Source organism: Duganella sacchari, from assembly GCF_900143065.1.
Classification (GTDB): domain Bacteria; phylum Pseudomonadota; class Gammaproteobacteria; order Burkholderiales; family Burkholderiaceae_D; genus Rugamonas; species Rugamonas sacchari.
Map to the genome: position 1 here is coordinate 336,618 of NZ_FRCX01000001.1, position 18,970 is coordinate 355,587.

General features: G+C 62.4%; 13 protein-coding genes. 1 reads left to right on the top strand and 12 read right to left on the bottom strand.

Going from position 1 to position 18,970, the window contains the following annotated elements; translation table 11 throughout:
• Positions 1–23: 23 nt before the first annotated feature.
• The 7 genes from BUA36_RS01675 to ndk form a co-directional block, all read right to left on the bottom strand.
• Positions 24–656: a YfgM family protein gene (locus BUA36_RS01675; RefSeq protein ID WP_072780814.1), complete on the bottom strand. Its 633-nt coding sequence runs from the start codon at positions 654–656 to the stop codon at positions 24–26.
• A gap of 32 nt (positions 657–688) precedes the next feature.
• Entirely contained in the window at positions 689–2,032 is a 1,344-nt protein-coding gene (gene hisS, locus BUA36_RS01680) for a histidine--tRNA ligase (protein WP_072780815.1), read from the bottom strand.
• Positions 2,025–3,284: a flavodoxin-dependent (E)-4-hydroxy-3-methylbut-2-enyl-diphosphate synthase gene (gene ispG, locus BUA36_RS01685; protein ID WP_072780817.1), complete on the bottom strand. Its 1,260-nt coding sequence runs from the start codon at positions 3,282–3,284 to the stop codon at positions 2,025–2,027. The genes hisS and ispG overlap by 8 nt, the downstream gene beginning before the upstream one ends.
• A 16-nt stretch (positions 3,285–3,300) precedes the next feature.
• Positions 3,301–4,299: a RodZ domain-containing protein gene (locus BUA36_RS01690; protein ID WP_084559941.1), complete on the bottom strand. Its 999-nt coding sequence runs from the start codon at positions 4,297–4,299 to the stop codon at positions 3,301–3,303.
• A gap of 13 nt (positions 4,300–4,312) precedes the next feature.
• On the bottom strand, positions 4,313–5,134 hold the full coding sequence (pilW, locus tag BUA36_RS01695) for a type IV pilus biogenesis/stability protein PilW (protein WP_072780820.1): 822 nt from the start codon (positions 5,132–5,134) through the stop codon (positions 4,313–4,315).
• The gene (rlmN, locus tag BUA36_RS01700) at positions 5,134–6,306 is read right to left on the bottom strand and encodes a dual-specificity RNA methyltransferase RlmN (RefSeq protein WP_072780822.1); all 1,173 of its coding nucleotides are present in this window, start codon (positions 6,304–6,306) and stop codon (positions 5,134–5,136) included. Before rlmN ends, pilW begins: the two co-directional genes overlap by 1 nt.
• Before the next feature lie 72 nt (positions 6,307–6,378).
• Positions 6,379–6,786 carry a nucleoside-diphosphate kinase gene (gene ndk / locus BUA36_RS01705; RefSeq protein ID WP_072780823.1) on the bottom strand — a complete coding sequence of 136 codons (408 nt, stop codon included), beginning with the start codon at positions 6,784–6,786 and terminating at the stop codon, positions 6,379–6,381.
• 262 nt (positions 6,787–7,048) lie between these two features.
• Here ndk and BUA36_RS01710 point away from each other — a divergent pair, with 262 nt between their 5' ends.
• Entirely contained in the window at positions 7,049–7,729 is a 681-nt protein-coding gene (locus tag BUA36_RS01710; protein WP_072780825.1) for a Bax inhibitor-1/YccA family protein, read from the top strand.
• Positions 7,730–7,773: 44 nt separating this feature from the next.
• Here the strand turns inward: BUA36_RS01710 and pbpC are convergent, their stop codons facing one another.
• From pbpC to BUA36_RS01735, 5 genes are all read right to left on the bottom strand, one after another.
• On the bottom strand, positions 7,774–9,870 hold the full coding sequence (gene pbpC, locus BUA36_RS01715) for a penicillin-binding protein 1C (RefSeq protein ID WP_072780826.1): 2,097 nt from the start codon (positions 9,868–9,870) through the stop codon (positions 7,774–7,776).
• Positions 9,867–15,527, bottom strand: coding sequence for an alpha-2-macroglobulin family protein (locus BUA36_RS01720; RefSeq protein ID WP_072780828.1), 5,661 nt, complete (start codon positions 15,525–15,527; stop codon positions 9,867–9,869). The genes pbpC and BUA36_RS01720 overlap by 4 nt, the downstream gene beginning before the upstream one ends.
• Positions 15,528–15,607: 80 nt before the next feature.
• Positions 15,608–16,951, bottom strand: a complete 1,344-nt coding sequence (gene rlmD, locus BUA36_RS01725; RefSeq protein WP_072780830.1) for a 23S rRNA (uracil(1939)-C(5))-methyltransferase RlmD — start codon at positions 16,949–16,951, stop codon at positions 15,608–15,610.
• Between the two features lie 75 nt (positions 16,952–17,026).
• A complete protein-coding gene (gene rpoS, locus BUA36_RS01730; protein ID WP_072780831.1) occupies positions 17,027–18,031 on the bottom strand; it encodes an RNA polymerase sigma factor RpoS in 1,005 nt (334 codons plus the stop codon).
• Positions 18,032–18,038: 7 nt separating this feature from the next.
• Entirely contained in the window at positions 18,039–18,968 is a 930-nt protein-coding gene (locus tag BUA36_RS01735) for a peptidoglycan DD-metalloendopeptidase family protein (RefSeq protein ID WP_072780833.1), read from the bottom strand.
• Positions 18,969–18,970: the final 2 nt, after the last annotated feature.

The window sequence follows — 18,970 nt, forward strand, 5'->3', positions numbered from 1 at the left end:
ACTTGGCGTGGGAACGGACGCGCTTACGCAGCGCCGCCGACGGCTTCCAGTTTCATCTGGATCAGCTGGCGGCCAGGGTTCTTCTTGTCGGCAGCATCCAGGGCTGCCTTGTAGGCAGCGCGGGCTTCAACCAGCTTGTTTTGCGCAGCCAGGATGTCGCCCTTGCGGTCGGCCACGGCGCTTGCGAATTGTGCAGGCAGGTCGCCTTCCAGCGTTTTCAGCGCGTCAGGGTAGGCTTTTTCATCCAGCAGCACGCCAGCCAGGCGAATCTTGGCAATCGCCTTGAACTCAGCGGCGCCATTATCGGCCGCCCATTGCAGCTGGGCCTTGGCCGATTTCAGGTCGTTGGCATCGAACGCGCTTTTCGCTGCTACCAGTGCGGCCATCGGCGCGTAGGCGGTGCCGCCAAATTTGCTTTCCATGTCGCTGGCGGCGCGCAGCGCCTTGGCGTTGTCCTTGGCTTCCACAGCAGCTTGCAGTTCGCCGTACAGTGCCGAGGCCTGGGCAGACTGGTCGCGCTGGTGATACTTCCAGTAGGTATAGCCAGAGTACGAGGCCAGAGCGGCGATCAGCACCCAGGTCGCTGCATTGCCGTACTTGTCCCACCATGCTTTGAGGGACGCGAGTTGTTCTTGTTCTTCAAGATCGTATGCCATGGTATTCGTCTGCCGTTGTTATGAGTTGATGATTAATGGTTGCAGTGTTCGTCGTGCACGTGGTGGTGATGATCGCCGCTGTCGGTGATCTGGTCCACCACGAAGTCTACTACCTGGTCGAACGGCACCGTGGTTTGCTGCTGCTCGCCTTCCGCAGCGCGCATCGACTTCACCGCAGCAGTATTGTTGGCCACTTCATCTTCGCCGATGATGATGGCATAGGCGGCGCCAGCGCCGTCGGCCTTCTTCATCTGCGACTTGAAGCTGCCTGCACCGGCCAGCGTGGCGCCGTGCATGATGACGTCCAGCCCGGCGTCGCGCAGGCGCTCGCCCAGCACGAAGGCTTGCAGCTGCGCCGCTTCGCCCTGGTGCACCAGGTAGACGTCGCACTGGTTAGGCGCTTCCGGCTCGCCCGCTTCTTTCATCAGCTCCAGCAGGCGCTCGATGCCCATGGCGAAACCGACAGCAGGCGTCGGCTTGCCGCCGAACGAGGCGATGAGCGGATCGTAACGGCCGCCGGCGCACACGGTGCCCTGCGAACCCAGCGAGTCGGTCACCCATTCAAACACGGTGCGGTTGTAGTAATCCAGACCGCGCACCAGGCGGGTATTGATCACGTATTGGATGTTGTTGTGGTCGAGGATCTTGCGCACACCGTTGAAGTGGGCCAGCGACTCTTCGCCCAGGTAGTCCATCAGCTTCGGCGCGGCATTGACCACGTCCTGCAGCGCCGGGTTCTTGGTGTCCAGGATGCGCAGCGGGTTGCTGTGCAGGCGGCGCTTGGCTTCCGCATCCAGCAGGTCTTCGTGCTTTTCCAGATAGGCGATCAGGTCAACGCGGTGACGCGCGCGCTCTTCGGCGTCGCCAATCGAGTTGATCTCCAGACGGATCTCCGGCAGGCCCAGATCGTCCCACAGGCGGCGGCACATGATGATCAGTTCCGCATCCACGTCCGGGCCGGTAAAGCCAACCGCTTCGCAGCCGAACTGGTAGAACTGGCGATAGCGGCCACGCTGTGGTTTCTCATGGCGGAACATCGGGCCGGTGTACCACAGGCGCTTTGGACCTTCGTAGACCAGATTGTGTTCGATCACCGAGCGCACCGCGCCGGCCGTGCCCTCGGGGCGCAGCGTCAGCTGGTCGCCGTTCATCGAGTCTTCGAAAGAGTACATCTCTTTTTCCACGATGTCGGTCACAGCGCCGATGGCGCGCTTGAACAGCGCGGTATCTTCCACAATCGGTGTGCGGATCTGCTGGAAGCCATAGCTCTGCACCACCGACTGCGCGGTATTTTCAAACAGCTGCCACAGATGCGAGTCGGTAGGCAGGATGTCGTTCATGCCTTTTACGGCGACGATTTTTTCGGTCTTAGACATATTCTTTGCTGTAGTTCTTCTTGACGTAATTCAGTACGATTTCCTGGAACTCTTCGACGATGCGTTCACCGCGCAGAGTTGCCACTTTGGCGCCATCGACAAACACTGGCGCGGCCGGCGATTCGCCCGTGCCCGGCAGGCTGATGCCGATGTTGGCGTGTTTGGATTCGCCCGGACCGTTGACGATGCAGCCCATCACGGCCACGTTCATCGCCTCCACGCCCGGATAGGTTTTTTTCCATTCCGGCATCTGGTCGCGCAGGAAGGTCTGGATGTTGTCCGCCAGTTCCTGGAAGGTGGTCGAAGTGGTGCGGCCGCAACCCGGACAGGCAATCACCATCGGCGTGAATTTGCGCAGGCCCATGGTTTGCAGGATCTCCTGGCCAACCACCACTTCCTTGGTGCGGTCGCCGCCCGGTTCCGGTGTCAGCGAAATGCGGATGGTGTCGCCGATGCCTTCCTGCAGCAGCACCGACAGCGCGGCCGTCGACGCGACGATGCCCTTGCTGCCCATGCCCGCCTCGGTCAGGCCCAGATGCAGCGGATAATCGCAGCGCTTGGCCAGCTCGCGGTAAACGGCGATCAGGTCCTGCACGCCCGAGACCTTGCACGACAGGATAATCTTGTCGCGGCCCAGGCCCAGTTCTTCCGCGCGCACGGCGTTTTCGATGGCCGAGGTAATCAGCGCCTCATACATCACCTGCTGCGCGGTCCATGGGTTGGCGCGGCCGGCGTTTTCGTCCATGATGCGCGCCAGCAGCGCTTGATCCAGGCTACCCCAGTTGACGCCGATCCGCACTGGCTTGTCGTAGCGCGCGGCCACTTCAATCATCTGCGCAAACTGCGTGTCGCGCTTGGCGCCCTTGCCGACGTTGCCCGGGTTGATGCGGTACTTGGACAGGGCCTTGGCGCATTCCGGATAGTCGTTCAGCAGCGTATGGCCGTTGTAGTGGAAGTCGCCGACCAGCGGTACGTCGACTTCCATTTTATCCAGCTGTTCGCGGATATACGGCACCGCTTCGGCGGCTTCCGGACGGTCCACGGTCAGGCGCACCAGCTCCGAACCGGCACGCGCCAGGTCGCGGATCTGGATCGCCGTTTCGATGGCGTTGGCGGTGTCGGTGTTGGTCATCGACTGCACCACTACCGGGGCGTCGCCGCCCACCCAGATTTTGCGCTCGCCGTGCGAGATCAACACGCGGCGGCTGGCGCGGCGGTCGGTTGGTCCCGATGGAATAGCAGTTTGCGTCATGGTTCTAACTCTGTTTTTACTTAATGTTCACACGCGAAATCGTGCCGCCCGGGATTAGCGGCAGCGACAGTGGCGCACCACTCAGCGTGGCTTCCACGCCGCCTGGCTTACCGACGATCAGCAGCGCTGGATCCTTGATATCAAAGGTCTCGGTGCTGCCGGCCTTCACCACGCGCGAAATCAGCGAGGTGGTGCCTGGACGGCGGATTTCTACCCACGAATCTTCGTTCACCTTCAGCACCAGCTGATGCCCAGCGCCTGCCACGGCAGGTGCTGCTGGCGCCGGGGCTGGAGCAGGCGCCGGCGCAGCGGCCACTGGCGCTGGTGCAACCGCAGCCGGAACTGGCGTCGGCGCAGGCGCGGCAGCCACGGGCGCAGCTTCGGCAGCGGCAGGCGTTGCCGCTTGTTCGCTACCTTGCGGCGGCACCGAAATCAGCGGCACGTTCTGCGTCTGCAGCACGGTAGTTTCCTGGCCTGGCTTCACCAGCGTGGTATCAATCGGCGCCGTCGTGGCTTCCGCCGGCTTGGCTTCTTCTTCCTTGCGCTCAAACAGCGAGGCTGGAATCATGCCGCTCTGGTAGGCATAAGCAGCCGCGCCGCCTACCACCACCACGGCGGCCAGGCCCACCAGCCAGCCAGCCGGACCGGAGGAGCGCCCCGTCATCGACGGGAAGCGCGATTCCGAGAACGACTGCGCCAGATCCTTGCGCGGCGCAACCACGACCTCGGGGCTGGTCGGCTGCGCTGCTTCAATCATTGCGACCAAGGGCGCCGCATCCATCTTCAATACCTTGGCGTACGCGCGTACAAAGCCGCGCGTCACCGCCGAATTAGGTAGCGCAGCATAATCGCCGGACTCCAATGCCTTCACCTGGCGCACGGCCAGTTTCAGCTGGTCTGCAATCTGTTCAACCGTCCAACCCATCGCTTCGCGCTGGGCCGCCAGCAATGCGCCGGGCGTAGCCTTGCCAGTGTTGCCCTGCTCCTGCGGCGGTTCTGCCCACTCAGAATTCATTGGTACCCCTGTTTCACTCATCAAACGCCCCACGTTGATAAGCAGCATACTCAGGCGAGCCAGGGTGGTGACGGCGCAATTGCGTCGCCCAACCAGATTCCGCACCCGTATCGCCCAGCTTATGCTGCACCTTAATCGCGAGCCACAGCACATCGGCCGTCAGGCTCTCCATCTTTGCCACCTTGTTCAAACGGGTGATGAAGAAATTGGCGCGCACATAATCGCCTTTTTCAACATAGACCCGCGCCAGATTGGCGTTGGTGGCCGGCAGATCAGGCGTCAACTGCAAGGCTTGCAGCAGATAACGCTCCGCGCTGGCGTAATCCTTGATCTTCAATGCGCAAGAACCGGCATTGTTCGCGGCACTGGCCGGCGAACGGTAACTCCGGTTATTCAGGGCCGCATCAAACAGCGGCATGGCTTCCTTCACGCGGCCGGTCTGGCACAGGAAGGAACCATAGTTGTTGTCCAGCTCAGGGCTGTTCGGCGCCAGTTTGCGGGCACGCACGAAGTTGTCTTCGGCCAGGCCGTTCTCGCCCATCTGCTGGTAAATCAGGCCGCGCATGCCAAAGGCTTCAGCGTTGTTCGGATCCGCTGCCAAGGCCCGTTTGACTTCATCCAGCGCCACAGCATACTGGCCTTGCTCAAAATAGCCAATTGCCAGCTGCATGCGGATGTCGACCTTGCGCTGCGCTGCAGTCTGGTCGGACGCCGTTTGCAGTTCGGCCTTGCCGCTGTTGCCCGGCTGGGTTCCTGGCGAAGCGCAACCGGCCAGCACCCCTGCCGCGCACAGCGCGACAAGATGGAAGCGGCTAGGCTGCGCCAGGAGGATCATCAGGAACGGATCTCCACGATCTTGCCGAAGTTGGCGCCGAATTTATTTTGATACTCGGCCATTTTTTCCATCCGCTGCTGGACCTTGGTGCGGTCCTGCACCTCGCCGGCCAACTGGCCGCAGGCGGCGTCGATATCGTCGCCACGGGTTTTGCGGATGGTGGTGACGATGCCGGCATCGAGCAGGATTTGCGCGAAGGCGGCAATGCGCGGGTTCTTCGAGCGCAGCAGGCCCGATTCCGGGAAGGGGTTGAACGGAATCAGGTTGAACTTGCAGTTCACGCCGTACTCGGGATGCTGTACCAGCGCCACCAGCTCACGTGCGTGCTGGTCGGTGTCATTGACGCCATCCAGCATGCAGTACTCAAAGGTGATGAAGTCGCGTGGGGCAAACTCGATGTAGCGTTTGCAGGCGGCCATCAGCTCCTTGAGCGGGTATTTTTTGTTCAGCGGGATCAGGCCGTTGCGCAGCTCGTCGTTGGACGCGTGCAGCGAGACCGCCAGCGCCACCGGCACTTCCTGCGACAGCTTGTCGATCATCGGCACCACGCCCGAGGTGGACAGCGTAACGCGGCGGCGCGACAGGCCATACGCGTTATCGTCCAGCATCAGCTTCAGCGCGGTGGCGGTCGGCTCGAAGTTGAGCAGCGGCTCGCCCATGCCCATCATCACCACGTTGGTGATCTGGCGTTCGCCTTTCGGACCGGGCTCGATGCCCTTGGTGCGGCGCAGTTCAAATTCCGCCATCCACAGCTGGCCGATGATTTCGCCCACGCTCAGGTTGCGGCTGAAGCCTTGCTTGCCGGTCGAGCAGAAACGGCAGTTGACGGCGCAACCGGCCTGGGTCGAGATGCACAGCGTGCCGCGGTTCTCTTCCGGAATGAACACGGTTTCCACGGCGTTGCCATTGCCGACATCCACCAGCCATTTGCGGGTGCCGTCGGTCGACGTGTGGTCGCTGATGATGGCCGGCGCCGCCACGAAGGCGCGGGTTTTCAGTTTGTCGCGCAGCGACTTGGCCAGATCCGTCATGCTGTCGAAATCCGACGCACCGAATTGGTGGATCCAGCGTTGCAGTTGCTTGGCGCGGAACGGCTTCTCCCCCAACTCGGCGCAATACGCGGTGAGTTGCGCGGGATCGAAGTCCAGCAAGTTGGTCAGAGGAGCGTTCATAGTGGGGCTCAAAACAGTACTAATCATTTATCCCGTTTCCGCACCGCAGCGCGGAAACGGAATCCTTACAAATTACTTACCGAAGAAGTAAGCGATTTCAACAGCAGCGGCTTCAACAGCGTCCGAGCCGTGAACAGCGTTAGCGTCGATCGAGTCAGCGAAATCAGCACGGATGGTGCCTTTGTCTGCCTTCTTAGGATCGGTAGCGCCCATCAGTTCGCGGTTTTTCAGTACTGCGTTTTCGCCTTCCAGCGCCTGGATCATGACTGGACCGGAGACCATGAAGTCCACCAGGTCTTTGAAGAAACCGCGCTCTTTGTGCGCAGCGTAGAAACCTTCGGCTTCTTCACGCGACAGTTGCTTCATTTGCGCAGCAACAATCTTCAGGCCGGCTTCTTCGAAGCGGGTGTAGATTTTGCCGATCACGTTTTTTGCAACTGCGTCTGGTTTGATGATCGACAGGGTGCGTTCGATTGCCATTTGAAAAACTCCAATAAAAAGAAAGGTTTAAAACAATAATTGATAATCCAATCAACCTTTGATTTTACCATAGAACACCCCACATTCCGAATAAAGGGCCGTCGATAAGCTTGCATTAAGGCTATAAAGCCGATTTGGCGCGGGTATGAAGGCGGTTTAAGTCCGGATTAAGTGCATTTTTGGCATGTTTTTGCGTATTCTCACCATGACATGCTATGCTTTTATCAAAGCTTTACCTGAAATCCTTTACTGGAGGCAATATATGAACAACGTGCAAAACACCTACGATCTGGCGGGAAGCCGCCGATTGGTGCAGCATAACGTGCTGCGCAACACCTACTGGCTGCTGGCCCTGTCGATGGTTCCGACCGTATTCGGCGCGGCCCTCGGCGTCTCGCTGCATCTGCCACTCGGTGGCGGCATGATGGCACTGCTGTTCCTGGCAGTGGCGTTTGGCTTCATCTGGGGCATTGAGAAGAACAAGGATTCCGGCGTGGGCGTGGCCCTGCTGCTGGGCTTCACCTTCTTCATGGGTCTGATGCTGACGCCGCTGCTGTCACGCATCCTCGGTTACTCGAATGGCGGCTTCCTGATCATGACCGCGTTTGGCGGCACGGCAGCCGTGTTTGCGACGCTGGCATCGGTCGCCACCGTCTCCAAGCGTGACTTCTCGGGCATGGGCACCTGGCTGTTCGCCGGCGTGATCATTCTGCTGCTGGCATCGATCGCCAACATCTTCCTGCACATCCCGGCGCTGGCAATTGTGATCTCGGTGGTGGCCATTGCGATCTTCTCGGCCTACATCCTGTATGACGTTCAGCAGATCATCAACGGCGGTGAAACCAACTACATCCGCGCCACCCTGGCACTGTACCTGGACGTGTACAACATCTTCACCAACCTGCTGTCTCTGCTGGGCATCTTTGGCGGCGACCGCGACTAAGCGCTTACCGCCCACTCAAAAAGCCGGCCTCTGCGCCGGCTTTTTTATTGCCGATCCGTTCCACGCACCTGGAAGCTGGTGGTGGCGACAGGCTTGGCGTTGGCGTCAATGAGGGCCAACTGGTGTGCGCCCGGTGTCGGCCGCCAGCTGTAGCTGACGCTGGCCTGGCCGAGCGGCTCGCCATCCAGCTGCCAGCTCAAGCCCTGCCCTGCCTGCGCCTGGAAGAACACGCGCTGGGTGGCGTCGGGAATATCGGGATCGAGCGCGATGATGCTGGCATCGCCGGGATACAGTATCTTGGGCCCGCGCTGGCCGTCCTGCACCAGCGCGATGAGCGGACTTTCGGTGCCGGCAATGAACCACTCGTTGCGCGACGCCTCCACCGCCGGATGATAGGTGATCTGCTGGCGCACCACGCCGGCCGGCGCTTTGGGCGCACGGCTGCCCTGGCTGCGGTGCAGGTAATCCATCACGTCACGCCACACCGGCGCCGCGCCGCTGACGCCGGAAACGTCCCACATCGACTGGCCGTCGAAGTTGCCGACCCAGACGCCGACTGTATAGCGGTCCGAGTAGCCGACGCACCAGTTGTCGCGCATGTCTTTGCTGGTGCCGGTTTTGACCGCGGCCCAGAAGGTGGTCGCCAACTCATTCTTCAGACCGAAGGTCAGGCTGCGGGCCGCGCGGTCGGCCAGGATATCGCTGACGATAAAACTGGCCCGCGCATCGAGCACGCGGCGCGGCGCGGCGGCGGCCCTGGGCAGCAGCGTCGCCTCGCCATACAAACCGCCATTGGCCAGGGTGCGGTAGGCGTTGGTCAGTTCCAGCAGCGACACTTCGGCCGAACCCAGTGCGAGCGAATAGCCATAGTATTCCGCCGGCTGCGTCAGACTGCCCAGCCCCACGTCGCGCAAGCGCTCATGGAAGCGCTCCAGCCCTGTCATCATCAGCGTGCGGACGGCCGGCACGTTGAGCGAACTGGCAAGGCTGGTGCGCGCGCTGACATAGCCTTTAAAACCCTTGTCGTAATTCTGCGGCGCGTACATGCCGGATGCCGTAGAAATATCAATCGGCGCATCATCCATCAACGATGCCGCCGTCAGCTGCCTGCGCTCCAGCGCCAGCTCATACAGGAAGGGCTTGAGCGTGGAACCGGCCTGGCGCAGCGCCGCCACGCCGTCCACCTCGCGGCCGCCGGCATTGCCGACATAGGCGAGAATTTCGCCGCTCGCGTTATCCAGCACGATCACCGCGCCGTCATTGACATTGCGGCCATTGAGCGCCGTCAGCTGCTGGCGCAGCACGTTTTGCGCGTGGCGCTGCAAGTTGGCATCCAGCGTGCTGCGCACCGCCTGTCCACTGCGCATCAGCAGTTGCTGCGCCACTTGCGGCGCCGGCGGCAGATTGGCGGCCAGCTGCGGGCGGCTCATCGCAATGATGACGCGCAGCTGGATCTCGCTGCAGGTCGCTGGCAGGTGCAGTTCATGCGCCAGGCCGCACGCGCGCTGCGCCACGACTTTCTGCGCCGCCGCCGGCCCGCGCAGCAGACCGGCCAGGATCACCGATTCGCTCAGGTCCAGCCCGGACGGCGCCTTACCGAACAGGCCGCGCGAGGCCGCGCCGACGCCTTGCAGCTCGCCGCGGTACGACACCAGGTTCAGATAAGCCTCGATGATCTGCTGCTTGCTCCAGCCGTCATCGAGCTCGCGCGCAGCTTTCACCTGATCCCACTTCTGCGACCAGTTGCGGCCTTGCGAGGTAGACTGCAGCGCCGGGTCCAGCAGCGCCGCCAGCTGCATGGTGATGGTTGACGCGCCTCGCGGACGCTTGCGGAACAGATTGTCCCAGGCCGCCTTGGCGGCGGCGCTCCAGTCCACGCCATTGTGTTCGTAGAAGCGCTGGTCTTCCGCTTGCAGCACCGCTGCAGGCAATGCCGGCGAGATGTCGTTCAACGCCACCCACGGCAGGCGGCGTACCGCCATATCGATACGCAGCGACTGGATCACTTCCCCATGCCGGTCCAGCAGCTCGGCATCCGACGAGCGATACGCGGCGCGCACCTGGTCAAAGGTCGGTACCGCATAGGCAGCGGCACTGGCCAGCGCCAGCGCCACCATCAGGGAGCCAGTCCTCAGCTTCATTTCACACTCATTGCCGCATTCGGCAGCGCGCCAAACATCTCGGGGCTATACATGGCCTCCACGCGCGTCGGCGGCAGGTTGAACTGACCCGGATTGTTCAGGCGCACCGTGTACTCCACGCTCCATTTGCCTTTCGGGACAAACTGGTAAAACGCGCGATAACCTTCAAAGGTGCGTTCCTGGAAGGCCGGATAGGCCCAGCCGGTGTCCTGCTCGTCCGCACTCATGATCTGGGAGTCGCCACCCAGACCGGAGCCCAGCACAGTGGCGCTGGCCGGAATCGGATCATCGACCACCACCCAGGTCATGTCCGACTGCGCTTCCAGGTCCAGATGCACGCGGTAGACATCGCCACGCGACCACGCACCACGCACCTTCTGCTCCACCGGCGTGACGGTCTTGGCGACCTTGTAGCCACTGGACAGCGGCGCCTTGAGCGGCAATGCCGACAAGGTCTGCACCGTCACCCACGGCTTGCCCGTGCCGGTGTGCTCCAATTCCAGCGGACCCGCGCCGCCGCGCGGCCACGGCAGCATCGCCGTGCCGCCGGCCGGCTCGCCGCCGTACGCGATGCTCTTGCTGGCATTGCCCAGCGTTGCGCCGGAGGTGCCAGCCACCTTGTCTTTCTCGAACACGCGCGAGAACTTGTCGATGGCCAGCACGCCCCAGGCGTTGGCCACGGTCGTCCCCCAGCGGCCCTTGTGCTGACGGCCCAGCGCACCGCGCGCCAGACGGCCGATATCATCCTTCCACGCCGGATTGTCCGCCATGAGCAGCAGCAGGCGGTTGGCATTGGCGTCCGCCGAAGACATGAGCCACCACCAGTCATCCGTGCGTTCGGTAGAGAAGGTCATGGTGGTGCCCTGCAGATTGAGGCGCGAACGCAGAATCTGGTCGGCCTCTTTCAGGCGTTGCGCATGCTGCGGCAGCTTCGGCGAGCGTTGCAGGATCTGGTACCAGTCGATGACCGCCGATGTCGGCCACAGATTCGGCTGAATGCTGAACGACTCCAGCTCACTGGCGTTGACGGCTCTGGAGCGTGACAGTGCCGCCAGCGCGGCGATCTTGCGCACCGCCAGATCAGCGGTTGGCAACGCCGAGTTGCGCATCACCTTCCCTTGCACAAAGCCCAGCAGCGCCGACTCCATGCGTCCTTTCAGCGTATCGGGAATCTCATAACCTGCTTCATTCGCGGCGGACAGCACATACGCGGTCAGCGTATCGCTGCCCCGGTACATGCCGGAGAAGTATTTGACCAGGCCATCGGCATCCAGATGCGCCGGCAGGGTTTCCAGCGCCGCCTTCCACATCGCCTCATCATGCAGCGCGATGGAACGCGAGGTCACCTGTTCAAAGCAGCGGTAGGGATAGGCCAGCATGTAGTCACGCACGCCAGGCAGGTCGCCGCCCAGCTTGGGGCTGAACTGCACCTGCACGCCGCCACGGCCAGGCAAGGCGTCGTCCGGCGACTTGACCTGTATGTTCTGCTTGCGGTCCAGTTGCAGCAACGTCGCCTGCATGGTGGTCACGGGTACCGCCGGCACCACCTTCTGTTTCACCTTGAGCCGGTCGGAGGATGCCGGGCCGCCGCCTTCCACGGCCGCGCTCACGTCCCATGCCAGCGTGGTTGCGCCTTGCGGAACCTGCACGTCCCACGCTACTTCGCGCGCCTGCCCCGGCTCCAGCGCCACCTGCTGCGGCGACAAGGCCTTGCCGCCGGCGCTGGCGTTCAGCGTGGTCTTGACGGCGGCGTCGGTCGTATTGCGCAAGGTGAAGGTAGCGCGGAAGCGGTCACCCTCGCGCACCAGCGCCGGCAGGCCAGACAGCAGGATCAGGTCCTGCGAGCTGCGCACCTCCGTGCGACCAGTACCAAACAGGTCTGCATCCGCACTGGCGATAGCGACGATGCGGAAGGCCGTCAGCGAATCGTTGATGGGAACCTGCACGCTGGCCTCGCCATTGGCATCCAGGGTCACGCGCGCTTTCCAGAACAGCAGCGTATCGAACAGCTCACGGCCAGCGCCCTTGCCGCCGCCACCGCCGGCCGGCACGGCTTTGCGGCCGAAGTGGCGCTTGCCAACCACCTGCATCTGCGCGGTGGAGGTGGTGACCTGCAGATTACGCTGCTCCATCATCGCTTCCAGCAAATCCCAGCTGGTGTTCGGCATCAGCTCCAGCAGCCCCACATCCACAGCCGCCAGCGCCACCTCGGCGCCAGCAGGCGGCACGGAACCATCCGGCCGCGCCACCTTGACCTTCACCGTCGCCTTCTCGCGTACCTTGTAGACAGGTTTGTCCGCCGTCACCTGCACCTTCAGCTCATTGGCCGACCAGCCCACACGCAGCGGCGCGATACCCAGTTTGTAAGCAGGCTTGCCCAGGTCGACCAGCGCAGTTGGCTGCACGCCGTTCACGCGGCCACGCACCACCAGCGCAGACACGTAGACGTTCGGCGCATACTGCTTCTTCACCGGGATCGAAAATACCGGCTCGCTGCCCGACAGCGGGCGCACATAGGTATCGATCACGCCTTCGCGCTCCACCGTGATGAGCGCGGTCGCCTCGCGGAACGGCATGCGTACCTGGAAGGTGGCGGTATCGCCAGGTTCGTAGCGCTTTTTCTCCGGCAGCAGATCGATGCGGTCGTTATCGCTCGCGGAGAACCACCAGTCAGCACCGTCGGCGACCCAGGTCTCGCGATTGGCGACCGCCACGCGCTGCTGCGCATCCTGTGTTTTGGCGCGCAATATCAGGTTGCCCGATGCGGGGGCCTTGACCTGGCAGATCAGCAGGCCCTTGTTGTCGGTCTTGCCCTCGCAAGCGGCGCCCAGCGCCTTGATCTCACTGCTGTTCTCGTAGGCGTAGAAACCGCCAATCAAGCGGCGGCGATGCGAGTAGGACTGGCGCTGGAAGAAGTCCACCGATACCGGCGCATCCACCACCGGCTTGCCTTGCAAATCCAGTACCACTACGGTGAACTTGAGCGCCTCCTTGCTCACCACCCAGCCATCGGGCTGGATGCCGATGACATAGCTGGAGGGCCACAGCGGAATACGCGTCGCCGAGGACAGGGTTTCGCCGTTGGCGTCCTGGTAGGTCATCTCCGCCATCAACTCCCGTGGGATTTTCACCTCGGGCAGTTGATCCAGCTTGACGCGCGCACCGCCCGCCTTGTCCAGCACCAGGCTGCGGGTCTTGATTGCGCCAGGGGTGGCGACTGCGTTCTCGTCACCTTCATACATGCCTTCGTCGTCGTCGAAGCTGCCGCCACTGCGTTCAAGGCCCACCTTCACATCGCCGTTACTGAAGCTGAAGTCGGGATAGTCTTCAAAGCTTACGCCCTTGTCCTGCACCACGGTGCGCAACTGCACCGGCGCATCGCCAGCACCACCGCCGGACAAATAGCTCAGTTGCACATCCAGATCGACAGAAGACACCTGCACCGCTGGCGACTTCGGTCCTTGCAGCAGCGCTTTCATGGTCGGCACGCGGAACTGCTCCACGCGGAAGCGGCCCGACGCGCGGCCGCCTATCATCAGCTCATACCAGCCTTGCTTGGCATCGGCGGGGATGGTCCAGGTGTTTTCCGCCGAACCGTTCGCACTCCATTTCAGCGGCAGCTCGTACTGCTGGCCACTGCCTTCGTGGATGATGAACATATTGGCAGCCTGCTCCCTGGCTACACGCACCAGGCCCTGCTCCACATGGCGGCGCATGAAGTGCTTCATGTGCACCGTCTCGCCGGCACGCAGCAGCATGCGGTCAAACACCGTCGAGGCAATCACATTGTCTGCGCCGAAGTCGCCGGTTGGCAGGTTGAAGCGCCACATCTCAATGCCGCGATCCCAGTCGGACAGGGTGAACGTCATGTCGCCACCCAGCCGCGCGCTGATGAAGTAGCGGCCATTGCCATCGTCCTTGGCGCTCGGCAGGTCCTGGCGGATGTGGGCCAGCCCGCCGCTATCCGTCATGCCCTGCCACAGCTGCTTGCCCGTGTAGTCGCGCACCACGACTTGTGCCTGCGCCACCGGTTTGCCGTTATCCAGCGACGTCACCCACACCAGCGACGACTCGGCGCCATGCTTGAAGTGCGCCACCATATTGGTCACCAGCGCCGCTGCGCTGACATAGGCAGGTTTACGGCCCAGCGCCAGCCCGGCGCCCAGCCTGGGGCTGGCCAGCTCCACCACATAAAAGCCCGGCTTGCGCAGCGGGATGCCAACCACTTCAAACGCCTTGCCGCCACCCGGCTTGGGCATGGTGAAGCGTTCGACCTTGCCGGCATTGGCGTCCAGCAGCGGCTTGGTCATTTTGTCGACATACAGTTCCTGCGGCTCCCAGCCGTAACCGGACATGCGCTTGAGCCAGGAAATCACCTGCTGGTCGGACGATGCATCGCCATCATTGACGCGCAATGCGGCGCCGTCCACCTTGCTGCCTGCCAGGCTGGCCTCCACATTGCGCACGGTAACCGGCAGCAGCTTGTCGCCCTTGGCTTCGATGATGCCGAAGCGCGCGGGGAACTTGACCAGCGGCGGCTGCGCATCGGTGCGTATCGCCATCGGGAAGCGCGCCTGGTTGACCAGTGCGCGGCCAGCATCGTCTTTCAGATTTGCCGGCAGCGACAGCGTGAGTTTGGCCTTCTCCGGGAACGGGCCTTTGATATTCAGCCACGTCAGGTACTCGCTCTTTTCGTCATCCTTTTCCAGCGCAGGCTTGAAGACTTGCCCACCCGGACCGGTGACCTTGACCGCCAGCGCATCCGCGCGCCTGACCGGCGCCGTAAACTGCAAGCGCATCGGCAGGAAAGGCACGCAGCCTGCATCGGCACTCGACCTGTCGCAGCTGAAGCGCGCAGTAAAATCCTCGCGCGTTTTGTATGCCAGCGTCTGATCCTGGGAGGTGCTAATCCCGCTATCGGCGCTGATGCCCGCGCCCCACACCAGCGACACCCCGGTGCCCGGTGGCAGATTGCGCCGGCACTGCAGGACCGTCAGCGGCAGCTTGTCCAGCTTCTTGTTGTTGACGGATGCCGTGGCGCGCCATAGCACGCCACGCGCCTTGAAGTACACCGACAGATAGCGTTCAGTGAAGGACTTGCGCAAGTTCAGCACCTGCTGGCGTTCCGCGCCCTGCAGCACGCGTACGCCGATTTTCTCGTTGATGCCATCGGCGCGGCACCAGGCATGCGCCGCCACCGTTTCATCGCTGGCCGGTGCGTCAAGGCCCAGCAAAAAGATCTGCTGTTCGTCGATATAGCTGGAGCCTTCGCGCGGCACGGCCTCCACAATCGCAGGACCGCCGGTATCAAAGGCGAACTGGCGCTCGCCGGTCAGCGCCTTGCCGCTCAAATCCTTGATGCCGTCTTTCAGTGTGAAGCGGCAGGCGACGCCGGCGGGCAGGTCGCGGACAAAGTCGTAGCTCCAGTTCTGGCCATCGATCCAGCGTCCCTTGCCCTCTTCCGGACAATCGACCGTGAACGGATCGCCCAGGCGCATATCGCCCAAGGGGACCATTTGCCCATTGAAGCGCGCGGCTACCTGGCGTACGCCCTTGACGGTGCCCGATGGTGAAAACGAGGTGACTGAGGTGTCGGCCAGGACGGCCAGCGGACTACAGAGCGCAGCGAGCGCGATAAGGCGGGACAGGAGGCGCATACCAACTCCAGATGCTGAAAGTGAATCAGCTCAGTGTTGCGCACGCCTCCTGCAAAGTCAATAATATTAGAAGAAAAACATTAGACCAGATCGAACACCGCCATCGACTCGACGTGCGAGGTGTGCGGGAACATATTGACCACGCCGGCCTTATCCAGCTTGTAGCCCGCCAGGTGGACCAGCGTATTGGCGTCGCGCGCCAGCGTCGACGGGCTGCACGAAACGTAGACGATACGCTTGGGCAGGAACTCAGGATGGGTGTTGCGCAGTTCGCCCAGCGCCGCCACCAGCGCCATGGCGCCATCACGTGGCGGGTCGATCAACATGCGGTCGAATTTGCCCAGCGCGATCAAGTCTTCCGGCGTCACTTCAAACAGGTTGCGGTTGTAGAACGTGGTCTTGGCATCCAGGCCATTGGCCTTGGCATTGCTCAGGGAACGGTCGGTCAGCGCCTGGCTGCCTTCGATGCCGACCACTTCACGCGCCAGCGTGGCCAGTGGCAGCGTGAAGTTGCCCAGGCCGCAGAACAGGTCGGCCACGCGGTCTTCGGGCTGCACGTCCAGCAGGCGCAAGGCCTTGTGCACCAGCACGCGGTTGATGTGGTGGTTCACCTGCGTGAAGTCGACCGGTTTGAACGGCATGCGTACGCCAAATTCCGGCAGCAGGTAATGCAGCTCCGGCTCGAGCGGATAAAACGGCGCGGCGGTTTCCGGGCCTTTGGTCTGCAGCCAGAACTGCACTTTGTATTCATCGGCGAAGGCCTTGATCTTGGCTTCGTCGTCGGCGGTCAGCGCGTCCATGATGCGCAGTACCAGCACCGTCACGTCCTGGCCGATCGCCAGTTCGATCTGCGGGACCTGGCTGTACAGGGTCAGCGAGCCAATCAGCGCGCGCAGCGGCATCAGCATATCCGACACGTGCGGCGGCAGGATCTGGCAGCTCTTGATGTCGGCCACGTAGACCGAGCGCTTTTCCTTGAAGCCGACCAGCACCGTGCCCTTCTTCTCGACCCAGCGCACCGACAGGCGCGCGCGGTAGCGGTAGCCCCAGGTCGGGCCGTACATCGGCCGCATGATGGTTTCGGACGTGACTTTACCGATGTGCCACAGATTATCTTCCAGCACGCGCTGCTTGATGGCCACCTGGGCGCTCGGCTCGATGTGCTGCATCGAGCAGCCGCCGCAATAGTCGAAGTGCTCGCACTTCGGCTTCACGCGCATCGACGATTCGCGGTGCAGCGCGGTCATCCTGGCCGCTTCCCAGTTTTTCTTCTTCTTGAAGGTCTCGAAGCTCACGCGCTCGCCTGGCAGCGCGCCTTCCACGAACACCACTTTGCCCGGCGAGCCGTCTTCATTGTCCTGCAGGTGGCCGACGCCACGGGCGTCCATGTCGAGCGATTTGATGTCGATGGTATTTTCTTGCATAGCGTTCAATATTGGAAAAAGAATGGCGCGGCCGGCCCGCGTGCAGGGGCAATATGATAGCAGAACAGGAAGGGACTACAGCAGGGAATCGCGGACCACGCCGCGCGCGGCCATCGCCCGCTTGAGTTTGACCAGCGCTTCCTGCTGGATCTGGCGCACGCGCTCACGCGTAACACCCATCTCTTCGGCCAGGGTTTCCAGCGTGGCCGGGTCGTCATTATCGAGGCCGAAACGGCGCATGATGACGATGCGCTGCTTGTCCGGCAGCTTGGTCAGCCAGTCGCGCACCAGCACCGTCATTTCATGATGTTCGGCGCGGGCGTCGGGACTGTCATCGCTGTCGCCGGGCAGCATGTCCATGAGCGAGGACTGGGGATCGTTGTCGAGCGGCGCATCGAGCGAGGTGGCATGCTCGGACAGCGCCAGAATGTCCTGCACCTCCTCCACCGGCCGGCCCACCAGTTCGGCGATGTCTTCGGCGGTGGCGTCCTTGCCGTTGTGGTGCTGGGCTTCGAGATGGTATTTGCCGCGCAGGATCTGGTTCAGCTCACGCACCATGTGCACCGGCAGGCGCACGGTGCGGGCCTGGTTCATGATGGCGCGCTCGATGCTCTGGCGTATCCACCAGGTGGCGTAGGTCGAAAAACGGAAGCCGCGCTCGGGCTCGAACTTGTCGATGGCGCGCATCAGGCCGATGTTGCCTTCTTCGATCATGTCCAGCAGTACCACGCCGCGGTTGATGTAGTGCTTGGCAATCGACACCACCAGCCGCAGATTGTGCTCGATCATGGTCTGGCGCGCGCTGAAGTCGCCGGCCTTGGCCAGCGTGGCGTAATGGACTTCCTGCGGCGCGGTCAGCAGCGGGCGGGTGCCGATCTGGTTCAGATAGTGCTGGGTGGTGTCGGTGGACAGTTCGGCGGCCAGCACTTTCTTCAGCTCGTCGACGGTTTCCAGCACCGTGCTGCCTTCAGGCAGATCGGCTTCGTCCGCACCATCAATTGCGACATCCTCATTCGCTTCGTCCCGGAAATCGTCCGGGAGAGCGTCGTCATCCATTTGATCGTGCGGCGTATGTGTCATGGTTCAGCTAGCGGTTAGGCAGGAATCTGGACGGGTCCACCGGTTTGCCTTGCTGTCGTATTTCAAAGTGCAGCTTGACGGAGTCGGTATCGGAATCACCCATTTCCGCAATCATTTGCCCCTTGTTGACGCTTTGCCCTTCCTTGACCAGGATGGTCCGGTTGTGCGCGTAGGCCGACAGCAAATTATTACTGTGCTTCACAATAACGAGATTACCATATCCGCGGATGCCGCTACCGGCATACATCACTTTTCCTGCCCCGGCAGCCACGACCTGCTGACCGGCCTTGCCGGCGATGTCCACGCCCTTGTTCTTGCCTTCGTCAAACGTGGCGATCACCTTGCCTTCCGCCGGCCAGATCCAGGTCAGGCTGGCGTCGTCGGCCGCCATGGCCGGTGCGGCTGGCGCGGCCGGCACCGGCGCCGCTGGACGCGTCGCGGCCGGCGCTGGCGCAGGCGTTGCCGCGACATCCTTGCCGGTATCGGCGCGTTGCAGCTCGGCCAGATTGGCTTCGGAATAAGGCTTCTTGTCGCCTTTCGGGCTGGTCTTCTTGACCACCGGCGGTGGCGGCGGCGTCTTGTCGGATGGCGGCATGACGACAGCAGCGGTTTCGACGCCGCTCACATTTTCGGGAGGCAGTACGCGCAGCACCTGGTCAACCTTGATGTCGTTGGGGTTGGACAGATTGTTCCAGGCCACCAGGTCGCGGTAGTTCTGGCCGAACTCCAGCGCAATGCGGATCAGGGTATCGCCCTTTTTCACGGTGTACAGGCCGCGCTCGTCGCGCGCCACCTGCGCCGTTTCGCTTGGGGTGGCGGGTTTGACGGCCGGCGGGATCGTGCGGTCTACGACCGGGGCCTGATTAGGAGGAGTAGTACACGCGCTTAATAAGGCAAGCGCAAAGCTCATTGCGAGCAAATTACTTTTATTCGTCATTC

What these genes read in the sequence shown, in the direction of transcription:
- BUA36_RS01710 (WP_072780825.1), top strand. Translation starts at nt 7,049, where the DNA reads ATGAACAACGTGCAAAACACCTACGATCTGGCGGGAAGCCGCCGATTG.
- rlmD (WP_072780830.1), bottom strand. Translation starts at nt 16,951, where the DNA reads ATGCAAGAAAATACCATCGACATCAAATCGCTCGACATGGACGCCCGT.
- ndk (WP_072780823.1), bottom strand. Translation starts at nt 6,786, where the DNA reads ATGGCAATCGAACGCACCCTGTCGATCATCAAACCAGACGCAGTTGCA.
- BUA36_RS01720 (WP_072780828.1), bottom strand. Translation starts at nt 15,527, where the DNA reads ATGCGCCTCCTGTCCCGCCTTATCGCGCTCGCTGCGCTCTGTAGTCCG.
- ispG (WP_072780817.1), bottom strand. Translation starts at nt 3,284, where the DNA reads ATGACGCAAACTGCTATTCCATCGGGACCAACCGACCGCCGCGCCAGC.
- rpoS (WP_072780831.1), bottom strand. Translation starts at nt 18,031, where the DNA reads ATGACACATACGCCGCACGATCAAATGGATGACGACGCTCTCCCGGAC.
- pbpC (WP_072780826.1), bottom strand. Translation starts at nt 9,870, where the DNA reads ATGAAGCTGAGGACTGGCTCCCTGATGGTGGCGCTGGCGCTGGCCAGT.
- rlmN (WP_072780822.1), bottom strand. Translation starts at nt 6,306, where the DNA reads ATGAACGCTCCTCTGACCAACTTGCTGGACTTCGATCCCGCGCAACTC.
- BUA36_RS01690 (WP_084559941.1), bottom strand. Translation starts at nt 4,299, where the DNA reads ATGAATTCTGAGTGGGCAGAACCGCCGCAGGAGCAGGGCAACACTGGC.
- BUA36_RS01675 (WP_072780814.1), bottom strand. Translation starts at nt 656, where the DNA reads ATGGCATACGATCTTGAAGAACAAGAACAACTCGCGTCCCTCAAAGCA.
- hisS (WP_072780815.1), bottom strand. Translation starts at nt 2,032, where the DNA reads ATGTCTAAGACCGAAAAAATCGTCGCCGTAAAAGGCATGAACGACATC.
- BUA36_RS01735 (WP_072780833.1), bottom strand. Translation starts at nt 18,968, where the DNA reads ATGACGAATAAAAGTAATTTGCTCGCAATGAGCTTTGCGCTTGCCTTA.
- pilW (WP_072780820.1), bottom strand. Translation starts at nt 5,134, where the DNA reads ATGATCCTCCTGGCGCAGCCTAGCCGCTTCCATCTTGTCGCGCTGTGC.